At 72.6% G+C, this 17,290-nt stretch carries 13 protein-coding genes; 9 read left to right on the top strand and 4 right to left on the bottom strand.

Going from position 1 to position 17,290, the window contains the following annotated elements; translation table 11 throughout:
- Positions 1-213 precede the first annotated feature (213 nt).
- Positions 214-1,308: a branched-chain amino acid aminotransferase gene (locus ACF09C_RS16655; RefSeq protein WP_392092169.1), complete on the top strand. Its 1,095-nt coding sequence runs from the start codon at positions 214-216 to the stop codon at positions 1,306-1,308.
- An 84-nt stretch (positions 1,309-1,392) separates the two neighbouring features.
- Here ACF09C_RS16655 and ACF09C_RS16650 read toward each other — a convergent pair whose 3' ends face one another.
- On the bottom strand, positions 1,393-2,814 hold the full coding sequence (locus ACF09C_RS16650; protein WP_392092168.1) for a cytosine permease: 1,422 nt from the start codon (positions 2,812-2,814) through the stop codon (positions 1,393-1,395).
- Positions 2,815-2,964: 150 nt separating this feature from the next.
- Here ACF09C_RS16650 and ACF09C_RS16645 point away from each other — a divergent pair, with 150 nt between their 5' ends.
- The 5 genes from ACF09C_RS16645 to ACF09C_RS16625 all read left to right on the top strand — a co-directional run bounded on the left by ACF09C_RS16645 (position 2,965) and on the right by ACF09C_RS16625 (position 6,966).
- The gene (locus ACF09C_RS16645) at positions 2,965-3,240 is read left to right on the top strand and encodes a hypothetical protein (RefSeq protein WP_392092415.1); all 276 of its coding nucleotides are present in this window, start codon (positions 2,965-2,967) and stop codon (positions 3,238-3,240) included.
- Positions 3,241-3,251: 11 nt separating this feature from the next.
- Entirely contained in the window at positions 3,252-4,277 is a 1,026-nt protein-coding gene (locus ACF09C_RS16640) for an agmatine/peptidylarginine deiminase (RefSeq protein ID WP_392092167.1), read from the top strand.
- Positions 4,278-4,320: 43 nt separating this feature from the next.
- Positions 4,321-4,851: a hypothetical protein gene (locus ACF09C_RS16635; protein WP_392092166.1), complete on the top strand. Its 531-nt coding sequence runs from the start codon at positions 4,321-4,323 to the stop codon at positions 4,849-4,851.
- 165 nt (positions 4,852-5,016) lie between these two features.
- The gene (locus tag ACF09C_RS16630; RefSeq protein WP_392092401.1) at positions 5,017-5,562 is read left to right on the top strand and encodes a TetR/AcrR family transcriptional regulator; all 546 of its coding nucleotides are present in this window, start codon (positions 5,017-5,019) and stop codon (positions 5,560-5,562) included.
- 75 nt (positions 5,563-5,637) lie between these two features.
- Positions 5,638-6,966, top strand: coding sequence for an MFS transporter (locus ACF09C_RS16625; protein ID WP_392092165.1), 1,329 nt, complete (start codon positions 5,638-5,640; stop codon positions 6,964-6,966).
- A 37-nt stretch (positions 6,967-7,003) separates the two neighbouring features.
- Here the strand turns inward: ACF09C_RS16625 and ACF09C_RS16620 are convergent, their stop codons facing one another.
- Positions 7,004-7,603 (bottom strand): hypothetical protein, encoded by a 600-nt coding sequence (locus ACF09C_RS16620; protein ID WP_392092164.1) that lies wholly within the window; start codon positions 7,601-7,603, stop codon positions 7,004-7,006.
- 678 nt (positions 7,604-8,281) lie between these two features.
- On the opposite strand from ACF09C_RS16620, the gene cimA reads away from it, so the two are divergent.
- Genes cimA through ACF09C_RS16605 form a run of 3 tightly spaced genes read left to right on the top strand, consistent with a single transcriptional unit; the run spans position 8,282 to position 13,899 of the window.
- Positions 8,282-9,898 carry a citramalate synthase gene (gene cimA / locus ACF09C_RS16615; protein ID WP_392092163.1) on the top strand — a complete coding sequence of 539 codons (1,617 nt, stop codon included), beginning with the start codon at positions 8,282-8,284 and terminating at the stop codon, positions 9,896-9,898.
- Positions 9,899-9,946: 48 nt separating this feature from the next.
- Positions 9,947-12,496, top strand: a complete 2,550-nt coding sequence (locus ACF09C_RS16610; RefSeq protein WP_392092162.1) for a glycoside hydrolase family 3 N-terminal domain-containing protein — start codon at positions 9,947-9,949, stop codon at positions 12,494-12,496.
- 47 nt (positions 12,497-12,543) lie between these two features.
- The gene (locus ACF09C_RS16605; protein WP_392092161.1) at positions 12,544-13,899 is read left to right on the top strand and encodes a hypothetical protein; all 1,356 of its coding nucleotides are present in this window, start codon (positions 12,544-12,546) and stop codon (positions 13,897-13,899) included.
- Between the two features lie 29 nt (positions 13,900-13,928).
- Here the strand turns inward: ACF09C_RS16605 and ACF09C_RS16600 are convergent, their stop codons facing one another.
- Positions 13,929-15,524 (bottom strand): alpha/beta fold hydrolase, encoded by a 1,596-nt coding sequence (locus tag ACF09C_RS16600; RefSeq protein WP_392092160.1) that lies wholly within the window; start codon positions 15,522-15,524, stop codon positions 13,929-13,931.
- The gene (locus tag ACF09C_RS16595) at positions 15,521-17,005 is read right to left on the bottom strand and encodes an alpha/beta fold hydrolase (RefSeq protein ID WP_392092159.1); all 1,485 of its coding nucleotides are present in this window, start codon (positions 17,003-17,005) and stop codon (positions 15,521-15,523) included. Before ACF09C_RS16595 ends, ACF09C_RS16600 begins: the two co-directional genes overlap by 4 nt.
- Positions 17,006-17,290: the final 285 nt, after the last annotated feature.

The raw sequence follows: 17,290 nt of genomic DNA, 5'->3' as shown, positions 1-17,290 counted from the left end.
GGTCGCCACCGAGCACCCGGCGGCTGTACCTATGCGGTCGCAGGGTGCCACCATCGAACCCTGGACCGCGTCACACCGTTTTCCGCAGGGCCCTCCACGGGCGATAATCGAACGTGGGGCCGCGGCATGCGGTAAAGCTCGGACGTCCTAGCAGAGCACTGATAGCGGCGTGAGCGCGGTCCGTCACACACAACCGGTGAAGGACTAGCACTGATGACGACGACGCCCACGATCGAGCTCAAGCCCTCCTCCAGCCCGCTGTCCGACGCGGAGCGCGAGACGATCCTGGCCAACCCCGGGTTCGGCCGCCACTTCACCGACCACATGGTGACCATCCGCTGGACCGAGGGCCGCGGCTGGCACGACGGCCAGCTCGTGCCGTACGGCCCGCTCGCCCTCGACCCGGCGACGAACGTCCTGCACTACGCCCAGGAGATCTTCGAGGGTCTGAAGGCCTACCGCCGCCCCGACGGCTCCGTCGCGACCTTCCGCCCGGACGCCAACGCCCGGCGCTTCCAGGCCTCCGCGCACCGCCTCGCCATGCCGGAGCTGCCGGTCGAGACCTTCATCGAGGCCTGCGACGTCCTCGTCCAGCAGGACAAGGCGTGGGTCCCGGCGCACGGCGGCGAGGAGTCGCTCTACCTGCGCCCGTTCATGATCGCGACCGAGATCGGCCTCGGTGTGCGGCCGGCGAACGAGTACCTGTTCGTCGTCATCGCCTCGCCGGCCGGACCGTACTTCCCCGGTGGCGTGAAGCCCGTCTCGATCTGGCTCTCCGAGGACCGCGTCCGCGCCGTCCCGGGCGGCGTGGGCGACGCCAAGACCGGCGGCAACTACGCGGCCTCCCTGCTGGCCCAGGCCGAGGCCGCCGCGAAGGGCTGCGACCAGGTCGCCTACCTCGACGCCGTGGAACACAAGTGGGTCGAGGAACTCGGCGGGATGAACCTGTACTTCGTGTACGGGGACAAGATCATCACGCCGACCCTCACCGGCTCCCTGCTCGCGGGCATCACCCGTGACTCGCTCCTCCAGCTCGCCAAGGACCTCGGCTACACCTCCGAGGAGGGCCGGGTCTCCATCGACCAGTGGCAGGCCGACTCCGCGAACGGCACCCTCACCGAGGTCTTCGCCTGCGGCACGGCCGCGGTCATCACGCCCGTCGGCACGGTGAAGTCGGCGCGTGGCGAGTGGCAGCAGTCGGGCGGGCAGCCCGGCGAGGTCACGATGAAGCTGCGCGACGCGCTGCTGGCCATCCAGACGGGCAAGTCCGAGGACGTGCACGGCTGGACGCACCAGCTGGGCCAGTAGTCAGTAGTCAGTAGCCAGTGGCCGGAAGTCCGCAGCCCCGTCGGCGGGACTACGGACTTCAGGGACCAAGGGTCTACGGGTCGACTAGTCGACCAGCGCCTCCGGGGCCGGCCGCGCGGTGCGCGCGGCCTCGGAGGCGGGCGTCAGGGCGGCGTACAGCGCGCCGCCCACGAGCCCCGACAGCACGAAACTGCAGTCGATGCCGCCCGTCAGGGCCAGCAAGGGCCCTTCGTACAGCGGCGTCGACACCGCCGCGAGGCCCACGCCCGCGCCCAGCGCCCAGCTCACCGTCGCCCGCGGGTGCCAGCCGGCCGTGTACCAGTACGCGCCGCCCCGCGCCCGGCGGTTGTAGACCTGGAGCGCCTCCGGGTCGTACTCGCCCTTGCAGCGCGCGTGACCGATCAGCGTGATGACCGCCCACGGCGTGCCGATCGCCGTCAGGAGCAGGACGAACGAGGTCATCGCCGACTGCGCGTCCGAGGCGAAGTGGCCGAGGAAGACGAAGGCCGTCGCCACCGCCGCCACCACCAGCGTCGCCCGTGCCCTGGTCGCCCGGGGCAGGATCGCGTCCAGGTCCAGGCCCATCGAGTACAGCATCAGGCCGGCGTTGCCGACCGTGCCCGCGGTCGCCGCGAGCAGCAGCGGCACCACGTACCAGGCGGGGGAGGCCGCGACCAGCGGGCCCGCGTAGTCCAGGGCGCCGCGCGCCGCCAACGCCGTGTACGTACCGAAGAGCTGAGGGATCAGCAGGCCGGCGACCAGGCCGATACAGGTGGTCCGCCAGACGGTCCTGGAGCTGTACCGCGCGGGGGATATGTAGCGGGTGTAGTCGCCCAGCAGGGTGATGAAGGCGACCGGGCCGCTGAGTCCGGCCGCCACCGCCGCGAGCACCCAGGTCGGCCAGAACGAGCCGAGCAGATACGGGGTGTCGGCCACCGGGGCCGTGGTGAGGTCGCCCGCGTACGCGACCAGGCCGAGGCCGAGGAGCAAGGTCATGCCGATCGCGAGCGCCTTGCTGAGCCGGAGCAGCAGGCCGTAGCCGTACACCGCGCCGACCACCGTGCAGGCGGCGAGCACCGCGTACACGGCCGCGTGCGTGGCGCCGCCGGTGGGCAGGCCGGTCAGCCGCGCGAGCGTGCCGACGACGACGTCCCCGCCGATCCACAGTGTCAGGGCCGTGTAGCCGAGGGAGAGCAGCAGCCCCACCACCGAGCCGACGAGCCGGCCGCGCACGCCGAAGAAGGCGCCGCTGGAGGTCGAGAGGTTCGTCGCGGTACGCAGCGAGACGAGGGCGAGCGGGGCGGTCACGGCGACGCCGACGAGCGTGCCGGTGACCACGGCGGAGACCGAGGCCCACAGGCCGAGGCCGAAGGAGACCGGGAGCCAGCCGAAGACGATCACTCCGAGGCAGAGGTTCGAGCCGAGGAGGATGGCCAGGAGGTCGCGCGGGCCGCTGGTGCGTTCCGCTTCGGGGATGGTGTCGACTCCGCGCTGTTCGATCGGCATGGGCGCTCCTGCGGGGGCAAGCGGGCGGAAAGAGGGTCGGTTCTCGTTTTAGAGTGGCGCTCAATGTGACGCACTACCGTCGCGTACGTCAATCCTTGGATACCTCGCGTTCACCGTTTAGAGTGTCGCTCAAACAGGAGGTGAGTGGACGTGCGTCTGACCCCCGCGATCGACGCGGCCCGGTCCGTCCTGGGCCCCGACGACGTGCTGCCGCGTGCGGCGCGCGACACCGCCACGGTGCCGGTCGGCATGACCTCGGGAGGACGTCCTGTACGACCTCGGCGCGATCGGGATCACCTCCTCGCGCGGGGGATGGGAAGGGCCGGCGAGACCGTACGCCGGACCTTCGCCATGTCCCTGGACGGCGCCCCGATCCGCTCCGAACCGGTCGAATCCATGTCCCTGAACCGTCTCTACTTCCTCTGAGGATCCCTGTCATGACCTCCGCGACCTTCCGTATGCCGCCCGAGTGGGCCCCGCACGAGCGCACCTGGATGGCCTGGCCGGGCCCCAACCCGACCTTCACCAACGACGAGGAGCTGGCGCAGGCCCGCTCCGCGTGGGCCTCCGTCGCCCGTGCCGTCCGTCGCTTCGAGCCGGTCACCGTGGTGGTCGGCCCCGGCCAGCTGGACTCCGCGCGCGCCCTGCTCGGCGACGCGATCGACCTGGTCGAGCGCGACCTCGACGACGCCTGGATGCGCGACATCGGCCCCACCTTCGTCAGCGACGGCACCGCCCTCGCGGCCGTGAACTGGGTGTTCAACGGCTGGGGCGCCCAGGACTGGGCCCGCTGGGAGCACGACTCCAAGATCGCCTGCCATGTCGCCGACCTCGCGGGCGTCCCGGTGCACGACAGCGCGCTGGTCAACGAGGGCGGCGCGATCCACGTCGACGGTGAGGGGACGGTCCTGCTGACCGACACCGTCCAGCTCGGCGCGGGCCGCAACCCCGAGTGGAGCCGCGCCGAGGTCGAGGCGGAGATCCACGCCAGGCTCGGCACGACGAAGGCGATCTGGCTCCCGCACGGCCTGACCGGCGACTACGGCCTCTACGGCACCCAGGGCCATGTCGACATCGTCGCCGCCTTCGCCCGCCCCGGCGTCGTGGTCGTGCACAGCCAGCAGGACCCGGCCCACCCCGACTTCGAGCGCTCGCGGATGTACGTCGACATCCTCAGCCGCTCGACGGACGCCAAGGGCCGGCAGCTGGAGGTCGTGGAGATCCCGGCCCCGACCGTCCTCAAGGACGAGGAGGGCGACTGGGTCGACTACTCCTACATCAACCACTACCTCTGCAACGGCGGCGTGGTCCTGTGCGGCTTCGACGACCCGAACGACGAGATCGCGGCGGGCATCTTCCGCCGCCTCTTCCCCGAGCGGATCGTCACGCTGGTCGACGCGCGCGCGATCTTCGCGGGCGGCGGCGGCATCCACTGCATCACGCAGCAGCAGCCGAAGGTCTGAATTCCCTCGGCGCGGGCCGCGGGCTGCGTGTCAGCCTGCGGCCATGCCCCTGATCGACCACCCGAGCGGTGACTACGCGCTCCAGATCATGTACGCCCTCCCGGACGACGCCTGGTACCTGGAGCTCGACCGGGTCGCCGACGGAAGCACGCTCCTGATCGGGATCGTCCCCGACGAGGACCCCGACCGGGAGCCGACCGTGTGCGTGACCCCGCCGTCCGGGCACCACCACGTCCCGTACGAGGTCATGCGCTGGTTCATGGAGCACCTGGACCGCGAGATCGCCACGTCGCGCGGGTGGATGACGCTGCGCCCCGACCTCGTCCGGACGATCCACCGCCTGCGCCTCATGGAGCGCGACGGGGTGTACGAAGGCGACCTCCAGGCGCTCGCGGCGGTGCTCGCGGAGGACCTCCCGGCGGCCGACCTGCCGCTCGTGATCGGCGGGGTGTTCGGCGACGGCGACGGCTTCGCCGAAGCGGCCGCCGGCGAGCCGAGTCCCGCCCAGGTCCGCGCGGTGCGGGAGCGCATGGAGGAATGGGTCCGCGACACCGCGGCCGAGACGATCGGGTAGAACGTACGAGTGAGCAGCACCAGCCCGAATTCCCCCGCTTCCTCCGAGGCTCCCGCCGGGGCCTCCGTCGAGGTCCCCGCCGCCTCGGCGCCGTCCGCGGGCGCCTCCTCGCGCCGCCGCCGCAACCAGGCGGCGCCGCCCCGGGAGGACGTCCTCGCCGCCGCCATGGCCACCGTCGCCGAGCGCGGGCTCGACGGGCTGACCATGGCCGGGCTCGGGCGCGAGGTCGGGATGAGCAGCGGGCACCTGCTCTACTACTTCCGCACCAAGGACGAGCTGCTGCTGCAGACCCTGGAGTGGAGCGAGGGACGGCTCGGCGCCGAGCGCAGCGCGCTGCTGTCCCGGCCCGGGAGCTGTGCCGAGCGGCTCGACGGCTACGTCGACGTCTACGTGCCGAAGGGGCCCCGCGACCCGCACTGGACCCTCTGGCTGGAGGTCTGGAACCGCTCCCAGAACGCCGACGACGACGCCCGCGCCCGGCAGGCCGCCATCGAGGGCGCCTGGCACCGCGACCTCGTCGCGCTCATCGCCGAGGGCGTCTCGCGCGGCGAGTTCCGGCCCGTCGACCCCGACCGGTACGCCACCCGGATGCGTGCCCTGCTCGACGGCTTCAGCGTCCATGTCGCGGTCGGCATCCCCGGCACGAGTCGCGAACAAGTCCTCGCCCACGTACGGGAGTTCGTGGCCGAAACCCTGCTGCTGCGACCGTAACGCACGCAAGTAGACCCGATCGTTGCCGCGTGCACCCTTGTTGCGCCCGCTTCGCGTCCGGCACGGTTCCGGATCATGGGACGAGAGCACTGGAAGAAGATCTGGGTCGGGTCGGCCGGCAACATGGTCGAGTGGTTCGACTGGTTCGTGTACGCGAGCTTCGCCACGTACTTCGCGGGGGCGTTCTTCCCCGAGGGCAACGACACCGCCAAGCTCATGAACACCGCCGGCATCTTCGCCGTCGGCTTCTTCATGCGCCCCGTCGGCGGCTGGCTCCTCGGCCGGGTCGGCGACCGCAAGGGCCGCAAGGCGGCGCTCACCCTGACCGTGACGCTGATGTCCGCCTCCGCCGTGCTGATCGCCGTCGCCCCGACGTACTCCGTTGCCGGGTACGGCGGCGCGGCGGTCCTGCTGATCGCCCGCCTCCTCCAGGGGCTCTCGGTCGGCGGCGAGTACGCGGCCAGCGCGACCTACCTGACGGAGGCATCGGCCCCGCAGCACCGGGGCTTCGCCTCCAGCTTCCAGTACGTCTCGATGACCGCGGGCCAGATCCTCGGCCTCGGCCTCCAGATCGTCCTCCAGCGCGCGATGTCGGCGGAGGCGCTGCACAGCTGGGGCTGGCGCATCCCGTTCATCATCGGCGCGCTCGGCGCCGCGGTCGTCTTCTACCTGCGGCGGAACATGCTGGAGACGGAGGTGTACGAGGAGACCGCCGACGACGGCGTCGCGCGCGGCGAGAAGGGCACGCTCAAGGCGCTGTGGGCGCACAAGCGGGAGGCGTTCCTCGTCATCGCCCTCACCATGGGCGGGACGGTGGCCTACTACACGTACACCACCTACCTGACGAAGTACCTCTCCAACTCGGCGGGGCTGCCGAAGCAGACCGCGACCCTGGTCTCCTTCTGCGCGCTGATCGTCTTCGCCTGCCTGCAGCCGCTGGCCGGCCGGCTCTCGGACCGGATCGGCCGCCGGCCGCTGCTGATCACCTTCGCGCTGGGCTCGACGTTCCTGACCGTGCCGATCATGACGATGCTGCGGCACGCGGGCTCCTTCTGGCCGGCGTTCGGCCTCTCGCTGCTTGCGCTGGTCGTCATCACCGGCTACACCTCCATCAACGCGTGCGTGAAGGCGGAGCTGTTCCCGACCGGCATCCGCGCGCTCGGCGTCGCCCTCCCGTACGCCATCGCCAACGCCCTCTTCGGCGGCACGGCGGAGTACGTGGCCCTGTGGTTCAAGGACGAGGGCATCGAGTCCGGCTACTACTGGTACGTGGCGGGGTGCGCGGCGGTGTCGCTGGTGGTGTACCTGACGATGCGGGAGACGCGGGACATCGACCTGGGGAGGGTGGGGCGCCCCGCCCCGGAGCGGGGGCCGCTCGTCAAGGAGGGCGCGGGGCAGGGGTGAGGGCACGCCCGGGGCCGGTACCGGCCCCGGGCCCCGCTCACTGGGAGGAGTTCGCCACCAGGCGTTGCTGGAGCTTCTTCATCGCGCCCGCCGCGCGCTCGGCGAGCCGGGCGGGGGGGTTGCCGGCGTCGTCGTACATGAGGACGTGGAGCGTGGTGTCGCCCGAGCGGCCCACGTACACCACGTACGGGAAGTCCGTCTTCTCACCGGCGTCGTCCGTGACCTGTCGGCCCTCCTCGGCGACGATCTCGTCGAACCCGGCGACCGTGGGCGCCGTGGCTTGCCGCACCCCGGCCCACCGCGTCTTGCCGGTGTACTGCTCAGGGCAGCGCCGGGTGGCGCTCTCGACGTCGGTGAGGAAGGACTCGGCCGTCGCCACGTCCGCGAAGACCCGCACCTCCGTGCTGGCGATGTTCTCCGTCTGCGGTTGCTTGACGACGCGGTTGATCGCGGCCAGGGTGCCGTGACGCTTTCCTTGGGTGAGTCCTTCGCAGGTGGTCTTCACCTCCCATTCGGGTGCGGGATCAGTCTCGTACGGGTTCCCACGTGTGTAGCCCGGACCCCAGTCGGCCGCGTCCATGGCCACGGCGGCCGCGAGCGTATGGGCCTTGGTGATGGTGGCTTCGTCGGTAACCAAGGCTGATACGGGCGGCGATGTGCTCGCCGCCGATCCGCCCCCGTCGTCACCCCCCTGCAACACCGCCACCAGCGCCACCGCCAGGCCGAGGGCGACGAGTACACCCGCGCCGGCGATCAGGAGGGTGCGGCGGCGTCGGCCGTCCGGGGGTGGGGGCGGGGGCGCCGAGCCGTCAGGGGGAGGTGGTGGGACGTTGCCGCCGCCGGAGTCGGGGGGAGGGGGGACGCTTCGGCCGCCCGAGCCAGGGGGGATGCTGCCGCCACCAGAGCCCGGCGGGACGTTCCCGCCGCCCGAGCTCGGGCCCAGTGGCCCGGGTGGTGGTCCCTCTGGCTGGCCGGAAGGAGGCTGAGTACTCATACAGGGACCCGTACCACCCCGCCCCCGCCCGCATCCTGAGACCGCGATCCCGTCACCCGTACAGATGTGGCAGACTGCCCGCGTGCTCGCTACCACCATGATTATCGGCAGCAGCGCGCCGGTCCGCAGTGGACACTGAACCGCGATTCCACCCCCGCGGCAGTGGACACCGTGCCCCAGACCCGCGCGCAGACCTCTCGCACCCGCGAGGGGTTTTTTCGTTTTACGGCCCCACCATCGGCCCGAAACGGACAGCGCGTGAGAATGGGGGCAAGTGGATCCAGACTTCCGGAGCCACATCCGACAGGAGCCATCAGAGCCATGACCACGGAGAACGACGAGAGCTCGCGTCTCGACGACAGCTTCCACGTCTTCGACACGACGCTGCGCGACGGAGCCCAGCGTGAAGGCATCAACCTCACCGTCGCGGACAAGCTGACCATCGCGCGGCACCTCGACGACTTCGGCGTCGGCTTCATCGAGGGCGGCTGGCCCGGCGCCAACCCGCGCGACACGGAGTTCTTCGCCCGCGCCCAGCAGGAGATCACCTTCAAGAACGCGCAGCTCGTCGCGTTCGGTGCGACCCGCAGGGCCGGGGGCCGCGCCGCCGAAGACCCGCAGGTCAAGGCGCTCCTCGACTCCGGCGCCCCCGTGATCACCCTGGTCGCCAAGTCGCACGACCGGCACGTCGAACTCGCCCTGCGCACCACCCTGGACGAGAACGTGGAGATGGTCCGCGACACCGTCTCGTACCTGCGCTCCCAGGGCCGCCGTGTCTTCGTCGACTGCGAGCACTTCTTCGACGGGTACAAGGCCAACCCGCAGTACGCCAAGGACGTCGTCCGCGCCGCCTCCGAGGCCGGCGCCGACGTCGTGATCCTCTGCGACACCAACGGCGGCATGCTCCCCGCCCAGGTCCAGGCCGTCGTCGCCACCGTCCTCGCCGACACCGGCGCGCGCCTCGGCATCCACGCCCAGGACGACACCGGCTGCGCCGTCGCCAACACCCTCGCCGCCGTCGACGCGGGCGCGACGCACGTCCAGTGCACCGCCAACGGCTACGGCGAGCGGGTCGGCAACGCCAACCTCTTCCCGGTGGTCGCCGCCCTGGAGCTCAAGTACGACAAGCGGGTGCTGCCCGAGGGCGCCCTCGCCGAGATGACCCGGATCTCGCACGCCATCGCCGAGGTCGTCAACCTCACGCCCTCCACCCACCAGCCGTACGTGGGCGTCTCGGCCTTCGCCCACAAGGCCGGGCTGCACGCCTCCGCGATCAAGGTCGACCCGGACCTGTACCAGCACATCGACCCCGAACTGGTCGGCAACACCATGCGGATGCTGGTCTCCGACATGGCCGGCCGCGCCTCCATCGAGCTGAAGGGCAAGGAGCTGGGCGTCGACCTCGGCGACGACCGCGAGCTCATCGCCCGGGTCGTCGCGCGGGTCAAGGAGCGCGAGCTCCAGGGCTACACGTACGAGGCCGCCGACGCCTCCTTCGAACTGCTCCTGCGGGAGGAGGCCGAGGGCCGCGCCCGCCGCTACTTCCGTACGGAGTCCTGGCGGGCGATCGTCGAGGACCGGCCCGACGGCACGCACGCCAACGAGGCCACCGTGAAGCTCTGGGCCAAGGGCGAGCGGATCGTCGCCACCGCCGAGGGCAACGGCCCGGTCAACGCCCTCGACCGGGCGATGCGGGTCGGTCTTGAGCGGATCTACCCGCAGCTCGCCAAGTTCGAGCTGGTCGACTACAAGGTCCGCATCCTGGAGGGGCGTCACGGCACGGAGTCCACGACCCGCGTCCTGATCACCACCAGCGACGGCCACGCCGAGTGGTCCACGGTCGGCGTCGGCGAGAACGTGATCGCCGCCTCCTGGCAGGCGCTGGAGGACGCCTTCACGTACGGGCTGCTGCGGGTGGGGATCGACCCGGCCGAATAGGCGCGTCGCGCCGTCCGATACGTCCCGGTACGCCGCAGCATGGGCGGCATGGCAAGGACGCTCCGCAGTACCCGCACGCGAACGACGGCGGCCCTGGTGGCCGCCGCCGTTCTGACCGGATGCCTCACGGCCGCCTCGGCTCCGGCGGCCGGCTCCGCCGCCACCGCGCAGACCGCCACGGATCAGGCCGCCACCGCGCCGACCGCCGCGGGCCGCGCTACCGCGGGCCGGGCCGCCGCCGACCCGGCCGCCGCCGACCACGCGCGCACCGACCCGGTCCGGATCGTCGTCGCGCCGGTCACGACCGTGGCCGAGGGCGCCACGGCCCGGGTCCGTGTCATCCTCCAGTCGGCCAGGGCCCTCGCCGGGCCGGTGACCGTGGCGTACGAGACCGGCGCCGGAACCGCCCGGGCGGGCACCGACCACCCGGGCGTCAGGGGTCGCCTCACCTTCCCGCGGGGCACCGCCCCCGGCGCCACCCGGACCATCGCCGTCCCCACCTCCCGCGACCGCGTCGCGGAAGCGGCCGAGACCATCCCGCTCCGCCTCACCGTCCAGGGCGCCCGGGGGCCGGAGGCCCCGCCCAGGGTCGTCGTCGACGCCCATGGCCTGCCCTTCCTCGACGCCACGCGCCCGGTGCGCGAGCGGGCCGCCGACCTGCTCGGCCGGATGACCCTCGCCGAGAAGGCCGGCCAGATGACGCAGGCCGGCTCCAACTCGCTGGCCTCGCCCGAGGACATCACCACGTACGCCCTCGGCTCCTTCGTCTTCGAGGGCGAGGCCAACCCCGTCGGCCGCACCCCCGAGGAGTGGCGGCGGACGGGTGACGCGCAGCAGGCCCGCGCCCGCGCCACCCGGCTGCAGATCCCGCTGCTGCTGGCGTCGGACGCCGTCCATGGCCACGCCTTCGTCAAGGGCGCCACCGTCATGCCGCACAACATCGGACTCGGCGCCGCCCGTGACCCCGCGCTCACCGAGCGGATCGCGGCCGTTACCGCCCGTGAGGCCCGTGCCACCGGCGTCAGCTGGAACTTCGCGCCCTGTCTCTGCGTGGTCCGCGACGAGCGCTGGGGCCGTACGTACGAGTCCTTCGGCGAGGACCCCGAGCTGGTCGCCTCCATGGCGACCGTCGTCCGCGGCCTGCAGGGCGCCCCCGACGGACGGGACCTGGGCCGCGACGACAAGGTCCTGGCCACCGCCAAGCACTTCATCGCGGACGGCGGCACCGCCTACGGCACGGGCCGGGCGCCCTACACGATCGACCAGGGCGTCGCGCGCATCGGCCGCGACGAGCTGGAGAAGGTCCACCTGCCCCCGTTCCGTGAGGCGTTGCGACTCGGCGCGGGCTCGGTCATGCCCTCGTTCTCCTCCCTCGCGCTCGACGGCGACCGCAAGGGTGAGGTGAAGATGCACGGCTACCCGGAGATGCTCGACGGGCTGCTCAAGCGGCAGCTCGGCTTCCCCGGGATCGTCGTCAGCGACTGGGAGGCCGTGGAGCAGATGCCGGGCGACGCCGTCGCCAACCTGCGGGACGCGGTCAACGCCGGCGTCGACATGAACATGGCTCCGCTCACCTACCGGGACTCCGTGCGGACCATCTCCGACGAGGTCCGCGCCGGTCGCGTGTCCCAGTCCCGGGTCGACGACGCCGTCCGCCGGATCCTGGAGCAGAAGTTCCGCCTCGGACTCTTCGAGCGCCCGTACGCCGAGACCGCCCAGGCCGGCACGATCGGCTCCGCCGCGCACCGCACCGTGGCGCGCGAGGCTGTCGCCAAGTCGCAGGTGCTGCTGAAGAACACCTCGGGCGTGCTGCCGCTCAGCGCCGGACAGCGGGTCTACGTCGCCGGGTCCAACGCCGACGATCTCGGCCGCCAGACGGGCGGCTGGACCGTCACCTGGCAGGGCACCTCCGGCCGGATCATTCCCGGCACGACGATCCTCGAAGGCATCCGGGCGGCCGCCGGCAGCGGCCGCGTCACGCACTCCTGGGACGCCTCGGCGCCCTTCGCCGGACACGACGTGGGCGTGGTGGTGGTCGGCGAGACCCCGTACGCGGAAGGCGTCGGGGACGTCGGGGTGAACGGCCACGACCTGGAGCTCTCCGCGGCCGACGGCAAGGCCGTGGACGCGGTGTGCTCCGCGATGAAGTGCGTGGTCCTTGTCGTCTCCGGGCGTCCGCAGCTGGTCGGCGACCGGCTGGCGCGGATGGACGCCCTGGTCGCCTCCTGGCTGCCGGGCACCGAGGGAGCGGGCGTGGCCGACGTCCTCTACGGCAAGCGGCCCTTCACCGGCAGGCTCCCGCTGACCTGGCCGAGGAGCGCGGCGCAGGTGCCGATCAACGTGGGCGACGCCGCCTACGACCCGCAGTTCCCCTACGGCTGGGGCATCACCACGGACCACGTCGCGCAGGGCGGCTTCCCCTGGCTCCGCAGGACCGTCCAGGAGCAGGTCCAGAGCGGTGGCGCGCGCGGCATGAGCCCGGCCGTGGCGAAGCCCTTCGCCGAGGCCGAGCGGAAGTTCGCACGGGGTGACCGGGCGGGCGCGCTCACGGAGCTGAGGTCGGCGCAGCGGGCCGTGGAGCGGGCCGTGCGGAGATAGTCCGACGACTATGGCCTGGTTTGCCTCCTTTCGGGTACTTTCAAGGCATGAGGACCAGGCCGTTCCACCTTCTGTCGGCCCTCGCGGGGCTGGCGTTGCTGCTGCTCCTGGTCCTGGCCCCCTCCGCGGGGGCCGGGACCACCGGGATCATGGGGATCCCGGACGCCGGCGCGGCCCTGAAACAGGGGCCGGTGTACGTCGATCCGGGCGCTCGTGACCAGCTCTCGACGGCCGAGGCGGACGCCCTGGCCCAGAAGATCAAGGACGCGGACAAGCCGCTCTTCGTCGCCGTGCTGCCCGCGACCAGCGAGTATCCCCCCGAGAACCTGCTGCGCAATCTGCGCACCGAGACCGGCGTGACGGGCCTCTACGCGGTCCGGCTCGGGGACGGCTTCGACGCGGCCGCCGACCGTACGGTGATGTCGGCGAACGCCGTGGACAACCTGGTCACCGCCGTACGCCAGCCCGGGGTCGACGCGGCCACCGAGCTGAACAACTTCGTGGACCAGGCCCTGCCGACCCTGCGCGGCACCGCCCCTGCCTCCTGGGGCTCGGTCGGCGCGGACGACGGGGTCCCGGTGGGCGGCCTGATCACGCTCGGCGCGGTCGTCGCCGCCGGCGGCGCGGGCGCGTACGCGATCGTCCGGCGCAACCGGCTCCGCAAGGAGGCCGAGGAGCGCGAGGCCCTCGACAAGCTGCGGGTCGTCGTGGACGAGGACATCACCGCCTTCGGCGAGGAGCTGGAACGCCTCGACTTCCACCCCGCCGAGCCCGGCGCCGACGACGCCAAGCGCGGCGACTACGAACGCGCGCTCGACTCGTACGACAAGGCCAAGTCCCTGATGGGTTCGGCCACCCGCCCGCACGACGTCAAGCCGGTGACCCAGGCCCTCGAGGACGGCCGCTTCTCGCTCGCCGTCCTTGCCGCGCGCCGTGAGTCCCGGCCGCTGCCCGAGCGCCGTCCGCCCTGCTTCTTCGACCCGCGCCACGGCCCGTCCCTGGAGGACAGGACCTGGACCCCGGCGGGCGGCTCCGCCCGTGAGGTCCCGGTCTGCGCCGCCGACGCCGCCCGCCTCGACGACGGCCAGGAGCCCCTGGCCCGTACCGTCGACACCTACGACGGCCGCCGCCCGTACTGGGAGGCGGGACCGGCGTACGGCCCCTGGGCCGGCGGCTACTTCGGCGGCGGCATGCTCCCCGGCCTCCTCGTCGGCACCATGCTCGGCTCGATGCTCGCCACCCCGGCCTACGCCGGTGAGTACGGCGGCGGCGAGTTCCAGGGCGGCGACTTCTCCGGGGCCGACTTCAGCTCCGGCGACTTCGGGTCGAGCGACTTCGGCGGAGGCGGCGGCGGCTTCGGGGACTTCGGCGGAGGCGGCGACTTCGGCGGCGGAGGGTTCTGACCCGTCGGGGGCCGCGAACCTCCCTCCCCTTACCTTCCGACCTCGAACACGGGCGGCTGCAGGCCCGCCAGGCAGCCCGTGTCCGGCGCCGTCGGGCGTTCGAAGAACGACGTGGTGATCGATTGCGCGCACGGCGACTCGGCGAAGGCGACGTGGGCGACGTACGGGACCGTGACGGTGGTGGAGCGGCTCAGCGTACGGGCGGCGTAGGCGCCGTTGCTCGCGCCGGTCTGGGCGTCGAACCCGGCCGACATGACGAGGGTCGGGATGTCGCTCCGTGTCACCTCCCGTACCGAGCGCGGTGCCGCCGGGACGTCCCAGGCGCGGCAGTCCGCGTGGAGGAACGGGAGCTGTGGAGCGTTGGCGAGCACCGAGCGGGGGAACGACGGGAAGGCGCGGCGCCCGGCCCGGATCACGTCGGCCTCGCTCTCGAACGGGGTCCACTCGCTGCAGAAGACGCCGTACGCGAGCCCGTGGGCCAGGCGGCCGACGGCCTGCGGGCTGAGCTTGCCCCCGGCCCACTGCTCGGCGATCCGCTCCGGGTTGCCGTGGGCCAGCTCGTCGATCGAGCGGGGGACCCCGGCCGCCAGGTGGGTCGCGGAGGTCAGCCAGTTCACCAGGACTCCGCCGTCGATCACGACCTTCACCGGCGCCGGGCGGTCGGGGACCGAGACGGTTGTGGTGAGCGGTCGGGCTTCGAGCTCACGGACGAGCCGTTCGAAGGTGTCCGACAGGTTCGGATAGCGGGTGTTGCACGTGGGCTGCTGCTCGCAGGCCTTGAACAGACCGTCGAAGCCCTGGCGCGCCGCGCTCCAGGTCAGGCTCGCCCCCGCCAGGGACGGCGGCAGGACGCCGTCGATGCCGACCGAGCGGATGCCCTTCGGATGCTCCCGCATGTACGTGAGCGCCAGGTCGGTGCCGTACGAGATACCGAAGACGTTCCACTGCCGGATGCCCAGGGCCTCGCGCAGGGCCGCGTAGTCGGCGGCGCTCTCGGTGCTGTTGTACGCGCCGAGGTCGGCCCCGGTGCGCGCGGAGCGCTCGCGGCAGTCCCGAGTCGCCTCGACGTGGAGGCGTCCCGTGGAGCGCGCGCCGTAGACGAGGCCGACGGCGCGGGCGTTGAACTCGTCGATGTTCGGGCAGAGGAGCGCCGGGTCGGCAGAGTAGGTCCCGCGCTGGGACATGAAGATCACGTCGCGGTCGCGGTTGAGGTCGCCGGCGAGCGCCATCGGGATCTCGGAGACCGCGTCGTCGCCGGGGCCGCCGGCGAACCACACGATCGGGTCGGGCTTCGGTGTGCGGGTGACCGCGGGAATGATCGCGACCCCGAGGGTGATTTTTCGCCCCTTGTGGTGTGATCGCTTCTCGGGCACGGTGAGCGTTCCGCAGCGGGCCCGCTCCAGTTCGGGGATCGGGTCCGCCGTCCTCGGGCAGGGGCCCGGCTTGAAGTGGGCGTCGCCCGCCTTCCGGGCGACCGTGCCGATCGGTGCTCCGTCGCCGGTTCCGGCTCGGGCGGGCATCGCGGCCAGGCCGACGACGAGGGCACCGGCTGTGGCTCCGGCCAGCGCGGCCGGGAACCGGCGCGCCGCGCGCCGCCGGTGTCGGAGTGGTCCGAGGGACTTCATGTGCGCTCCGGTTCAGGGGTGATGGTGAACGGCTTCGGTTCGAGACCCGCCACGCAGCCGGTGTCGGGCGAGGTGGGCCGTGTGAGGAAGGAGCCCAGGACGCTCTGCGCGCAGGGCGACTGGGGCACCACCCAGTGGCCGATGCCCGGGATCCGTACGGCGGTCGAGCGGGGCAGCGTGCGGCCCGCGTACGGACCCCACTTCGCGCCGGTCTTGGCGTCGAAGGTGCCGTTGACGATGAGCGCGGGCACCTTGCTGGAGGTCGTCACGCGCTGGACGGCGGTGCGGTCCGGGACGTTCCAGGCGCGGCAGACCTCGTGCTCGAAGGGGAGCTGGGGGGCCTGCGCGAGGACCGAGTCCGGCCACCCGGGGAAGGCTCTGCGGCCCGCCCTCAGGAGGTCGGACCGTGAGTACCCGGGTACCCACTCGGCGCAGGCCACCGACTGGGTCAGCCCGTGGGCGAACTCGCCGATGACGGGTGTCGCGCCGGCGGCGCGGGCCCGCGCGAAGCGCTCCGGGCGTCCGTGGGCGAGCTCGTCGAGGGCGGCGGGGACGTCGACGGCCGGGACGGCGTTGGCGACGAGCAGGTTCACCAGGGCGCCCCCGTCGAGAACGACCTTCACCGGGTCGCCGCCGCCCGGCGGCGGCACGGTCAGCGTGAGGGGCCGCGCCTCCAGGCGCCTGACCTGCTCCGTGAGGGTGAGGGGGAGGTCCGGGTAGCGGCTCTTGCAGCGGGGCTGGGCCGCGCACGCGTCGAGGATCGCGCCGATCCCCTCCCGGGCGCTGTCCCAAGTCCAGGGCAGGCTCACGATCTGCGGGGGCACGACGGAGTCGATGGCCACCGAGCGGATGCCCTGGGGGTGCCGGCGCAGGAAGGTGAGGGCCAGGTCGGTGCCGTAGGAGTAGCCGTAGACGTTCCATCGGGGGATGTCGAGCGCCTTGCGCAGGGCGGCGAAGTCGGCGGCGTTCTCGGTGGTGTTGTAGGCGCGGAGGTCGACTCCGTCGGCCGTCAGACGGTCCCGACACTCCTTCGTCGCGCGGACCAGGAGGCGCCCGGTCGACGGCGCGTCGTAGCGCAGCCCGACGGCGTCGGCGTAGAACCGGTCGACCTCCGGGCAGGCGAGGTTCGGCTGTGTGTGGAGCGTTCCGCGCTGAGCCATGACGATCAGCTCGCGGTCCCGGTTCACGCCGGCGTCGATCAGGAAGGGGATGTCCCCGATCGCGTCGCCTCCGGGGCCGCCGGTCATGAAGACCACGGGGTCCTTGGCCGGTTTCGCCGAGGCGGCCGGGATGATCGCGACGGCCAGCCGGACGGTCCGCCCACTCCGGTGGGTGCGGTTCTCGGGCACCTCCAGGACGCCGCACCGCCCGGGGATCGGCTCGGGCGTGGCGGGGCAGGGGCCGGGCACGAACCGGCCGGGCGGCCCTGACGGGGCCTCACGGGCGGTCGGTGGCGCGGTGCCGGCGCCCCCGGGTGTCATGCCGGCCGTGCCGAGCAAGGCCAAACCCGCCGCGACGAGCGCCGTCGTGGTGCGCGCCCGCCTTCGTCCGGTCCGGCTCCCGCGCCCGCTCCCGCCGCTCGCGTGAACGGAGGGCGGGCAGCCCGGACCGTCTCCTTGTGCCGTCATGTGAACCCGTCTCCCTGACGTCCTGGGCCCGCCCCCTGTCGCCGGGGCGGGCACTGCGTACGCCAGCCTGGGCGCGCGGGGAGACGTCCACCACTCGTGGACTCCAGTCGGGGCAGTGGCCGTCACCCCAAGGCACGC

Origin of the sequence: Streptomyces sp. NPDC014870, from assembly GCF_043081505.1 — a bacterium.
In the GTDB taxonomy this organism is placed as follows: domain Bacteria; phylum Actinomycetota; class Actinomycetes; order Streptomycetales; family Streptomycetaceae; genus Streptomyces.
Note: the sequence above shows the minus strand (reverse complement) of the source record. Positions and strands in the feature narration are given on the sequence as shown.